Below are 3,822 nucleotides of genomic sequence, written 5' to 3'. Positions count from 1 at the left end.
CCCCAGCCCCGATGCCGGCCCCGACGCCGATCGGTCAGTCGATCGGCTAGTGCGAGCCCTGCCGGCCGAGGGTCGTCTCGGGGGTGGCCCCGGGGCGGGTCCACTGCGGCGCCGGACGCCCGGTCCCCTCCCACGTGCCGTTCCCGTCCACGTCGGTGCGCCAGTACCAGCACGCGTGCCTGCCCTCGGGCCAGCCCTCTGGCATGTCCTGCCACGACTCGCCACGGCCGTACGGGGTCATGTCGAGCAGCGCGAACGACCCGCTCATCACCTCGGTCCCGCGACCGGTGGTGGAGTAGGTCATGAAGACCCGGTCGCCGTCCCGCAGGTAGCTGGTGACGTAGCCCATGTCCCCGCCGACCGGCCCCTCGACCCCGAGCACCGAGTACCAGGGGCTGGTGTAGCCCATGAACTCGACGAACGGGGCCACTTCGTCCCATGCGCCGACGGTCACGAGCGCCAGCGACACGCCGCGGGCGTTCAGGTAGGCCTCGGTGGCCTGCAGGTGCCAGGCCGCGACGGTACAGCCTTCGCACTGCCCCTGGTGCGGCGTGCCGTCCCACCACATGTGCTTGTAGGTGATGAGCTCGTCGCGGCCCTGGAACAGGTCCAGGAACGGCACCGGGCCGTCCGGGCCGACGACCTTGACGCTGCCGTCGAACTCCACCATCGGCAGCCGGCGCCGGGCCGCGGCGATGGCGTCGCCCTCGCGGGTGTGGGCCTTCTCCCGAGTCAGCAGTTCGTCCCGCGCGGCCTGCCAGGCGGCCATGGCGACGATGGGCGGACGGCCGGGCTGCGCGGTGCTCTGGCCGGCGTCTGACGTGTCGGCCTCTGATGTGTTCGTCATGCTGTTCCTCCACGGTGTCTCGTACCGGGGCAGCGTCGAACGCCGCTCCGCTCAGGAGAACAGACGATCGGCGGGACCGATACTCATCGGCGAACCGCAGAGCTTCTATTCCTGCACCTCAGCCGCCGCGCGCCGCAGCTCCGCCAGCACGGTCCGCACCGCACGCCGCGCCGAGCGCTCGGGCCGGTGCAGCACGTCGATGTGCCGCCGGGCCCGCACCCCGGCCAGCGGCCGCAGCACGACACCGGGGTGCGGCCGCGTGGTCCAGCGCGGCAGCAACGCGATGCCGCCGCCGGCCGCGACCAGTTCGGCGACCACCGCGAACTCGTTGACCCGGTGCACCAGCTCCGGACGCCGGCCGGCGGCGGTGGCTATCGCCTCCACCAGCGGCAGCACCGGGAAACCGTCGTGCACGGAGACCCACGGCTCGGCGGCCACCTCGCGGGCCGTCAGCCGGGCTTTGGCCGTCAGCGGATGCCCGGTCGGCAGCGCGATGTCCAGCGGCTCGTGCAGCAGCGGGGTGACCGTGACGGTGCGCGGCCAGGGCGGCGCGTGGTCGAAGCGGTGGGCCAGGACCAGGTCGTAGTCGCGGGTCAGCTTCGGGAAGCGTTCCTGGGCGACGTCCTCGTCGGCCAGCGCCAGCCGCGGCGCGTCCGGGCCGGTGAGCGCGCGCAGCAGCTTCGGGAAGAACACCAGCGCCGCGCTGTGGAACGCCGCGACCGAGACCGTCCCGGCCGGTTCGGCCACGAACTCCTCGACCGTCTGCCGGGCCCGGGCCAGCGCCGCCTCGACCTCGATCGCGGCCTCGGCGAGCGCCTGCCCCGCGGCGGTGAGGACCAGGCGGCGCCCGGCGCGCTCGGTCAGCGGGACCGGGACGGTGCGTTGCAGGAGCCGGAGTTGTTGCGACACCGCCGAAGGCGTCACCAGCAACGCCTCGGCCACGGCCGCGACGCTGCCCAACTCGCCGAGTTCGCGCAGGATGCGTAGCTGGCGTTCGTCCATGACCGGACAGTGTAGGAAAACTTCATGGTTGATTGACAATGACGTCCTCGACTACACCGAGCGCGGGCCCGGACCATGGCCGGGTGACCACCGCGACCCGCACCGACTCCAGCGGCCCCACCAGCTCCGACCGTTCCGGCCGCACCGACCGCACCGACCGCTCCACAGATCTGGCACTGTTCCTCGTCGCCTTCGTCTGGGGCTCCAGCTACCTCGCCGCGAAGTCGGCAGCGGCCGCGACCTCGGTCCTGGCCGTCCTGCTGGCCCGCTACGCCTTGTCGGCGATCTCCGGCTCCGCGCTCCTGGCCGCACGCGGCCAGCTCCGCCCGACCCGCGCCGAGCTGCGCACCGGCACCACCCTCGGCCTCACCCAAGCCAGCGTCCTGATCATCGAGACCTACGGCGTGGCCCACACCTCCGCGGCCAACGCCGGCCTCATCATCAGCCTGACGATCATCCTCACCCCGCTGCTCGACCGCCGCGGGGGCGCGCTGCCCGCGCGCTACTTCGCCGCCGCGGGCGTGTGCGTCGTCGCGGTCGGCCTGCTGATGAGCGGCAGCGGCGGCCTGCACGCACCCAGCGCCGGCGACTTGCTGATGCTGGCCGCCGCGGTGGTGCGGGCCGGGCACGTGACACTGGTCGGCCGGCTCACCTCGGGCGGGGACATCAGGCCGCTGAGTCTGACCGTGATCCAGACCTACGTCGGCACCGCGCTGTTCGCCCTCCCGGCCGCCGCCGAGCTGCCGAAGCTGGCCCACGCCGGGGCGAGTGCGTGGGCTGAGATGGTGTATCTGGCGGTGTTCTGCAGCGTGTTCGCGTTCGTGGCCCAGACCTGGGCCGTGCGCCGCACCTCGGCCAGCCGGGCCAGCCTGCTGCTCGGCACGGAGCCGATCTGGGCCGTCGCGGCAGGTGTGGCGCTCGGCGGTGAGCACCTGGCGGCACCGGCCGTCGTCGGGGCCGCGCTGATGCTGGCCGGCACCTATTGGGGGCAGGCGATCGAGCGCGCACACCGGACCCGGCGGCTCGCCGCGCTGCCCGAACTCACCCCCGCATAGCCGACAGCGTGGACGACGTCAGGTCCACCGGGTGCCCGGTGACCGGCATCAGGCACTCCTGCGGACTGCACGCGGCGTAGCTGACCAGCACCTTCGCAGTGCCCTGCGAGTCGACGTCCACCGGCAGCTCGGTGGTGACCGGGCCGTCCGGGTACACCGGGAACGCCACATCAGTGCCCTGCATCGGCAGCATCCGCACCGGCGCCTCGGCGGTCAGCGGCCCCCGGCTGCGCAGCGCTCCGGCGACCTCCACGCGGGTGGGGCGGCCCAGGCCCTGGATACCGTCGGCGGGCAGGCCGACGCTGTAGAGGTGGAAGCCGGGACGCTGCGGGGTGAAGGTGGTCAGCAGGTGCTTGCCGTCGTCCGACAGGTGCATCGCGACCGTGACGCCCTGCTCGCTGAAGCCGACGTCGCGGACGTGCGGGTGCACGGTGAGCGCGAAGCCGAGCGCGGTGAGGACCGGGACGCCGGAGACGGCCGCGAGGGTCAGGACCGTGGAGGACTTCACCGCGGCGCCCACTGGCTCAGCCAGGCGGCCAGGGCCGCTTCCTCGTACTTCGGCTGGCCGGTCAGGGCGGAGTTGGCGCGCACGGTGCCGTCGGGGTTGAGGACCACGAGCATCGGCATGCCGAAGGTGCCCGCGGCGGCGTACTCGTCGGCCAGCGCCATGTGCTGCGAGTCGGCGCTGCCCAGGTCGATCTGCACCACGTGGTAGTACTGCGCCAGCACCGCCTGCACCTTCGGCGTGTGCATGGCCTTGTCCAGCGCCCGGCACGCGGTGCACCAGTTGGCACCGAAGTCGAGCAGCACGCCCTTGCCGTCGGCGTGCGCGGCGGCCACCGCGTTCATGATCTGCGCGGAGGCGGCCGCGTTGGGGTCGTAGCCGATGTTCGCCTCCGGCGCCTGCCGCTCCTGCGC

The 3,822-nt window shown here is 73.1% G+C and carries 5 protein-coding genes; 1 reads left to right on the top strand and 4 read right to left on the bottom strand.

What is annotated here, in order from left to right:
- Positions 1-46 precede the first annotated feature (46 nt).
- Both KGQ19_RS47835 and KGQ19_RS47830 read right to left on the bottom strand, forming a co-directional pair.
- Positions 47-847 carry a DUF899 family protein gene (locus tag KGQ19_RS47835; RefSeq protein ID WP_212022189.1) on the bottom strand — a complete coding sequence of 267 codons (801 nt, stop codon included), beginning with the start codon at positions 845-847 and terminating at the stop codon, positions 47-49.
- A 105-nt stretch (positions 848-952) separates the two neighbouring features.
- Positions 953-1,849: a LysR family transcriptional regulator gene (locus KGQ19_RS47830; RefSeq protein WP_212022187.1), complete on the bottom strand. Its 897-nt coding sequence runs from the start codon at positions 1,847-1,849 to the stop codon at positions 953-955.
- Between the two features lie 170 nt (positions 1,850-2,019).
- Between KGQ19_RS47830 and KGQ19_RS52435 the strand changes: the two genes are divergently transcribed.
- Positions 2,020-2,904, top strand: a complete 885-nt coding sequence (locus KGQ19_RS52435) for a DMT family transporter (protein ID WP_368862268.1) — start codon at positions 2,020-2,022, stop codon at positions 2,902-2,904.
- On the opposite strand, the gene KGQ19_RS47820 is transcribed toward KGQ19_RS52435, so the two are convergent.
- Together KGQ19_RS47820 and KGQ19_RS47815 are read right to left on the bottom strand one after the other, a co-directional pair.
- Complete coding sequence (locus KGQ19_RS47820; RefSeq protein ID WP_212022184.1) at positions 2,891-3,412, bottom strand: hypothetical protein; 522 nt, start codon at positions 3,410-3,412, stop codon at positions 2,891-2,893. The genes KGQ19_RS52435 and KGQ19_RS47820 overlap by 14 nt on opposite strands.
- Positions 3,409-3,822: thioredoxin family protein (locus KGQ19_RS47815; RefSeq protein WP_212022183.1), on the bottom strand; the 414-nt coding region annotated here is incomplete at its 5' end. The genes KGQ19_RS47815 and KGQ19_RS47820, both read right to left, overlap by 4 nt.

This window comes from Catenulispora pinistramenti, assembly GCF_018274385.1.
Taxonomy (GTDB): domain Bacteria; phylum Actinomycetota; class Actinomycetes; order Streptomycetales; family Catenulisporaceae; genus Catenulispora; species Catenulispora pinistramenti.
This window is presented reverse-complemented; position numbering and strand designations above follow the sequence as displayed.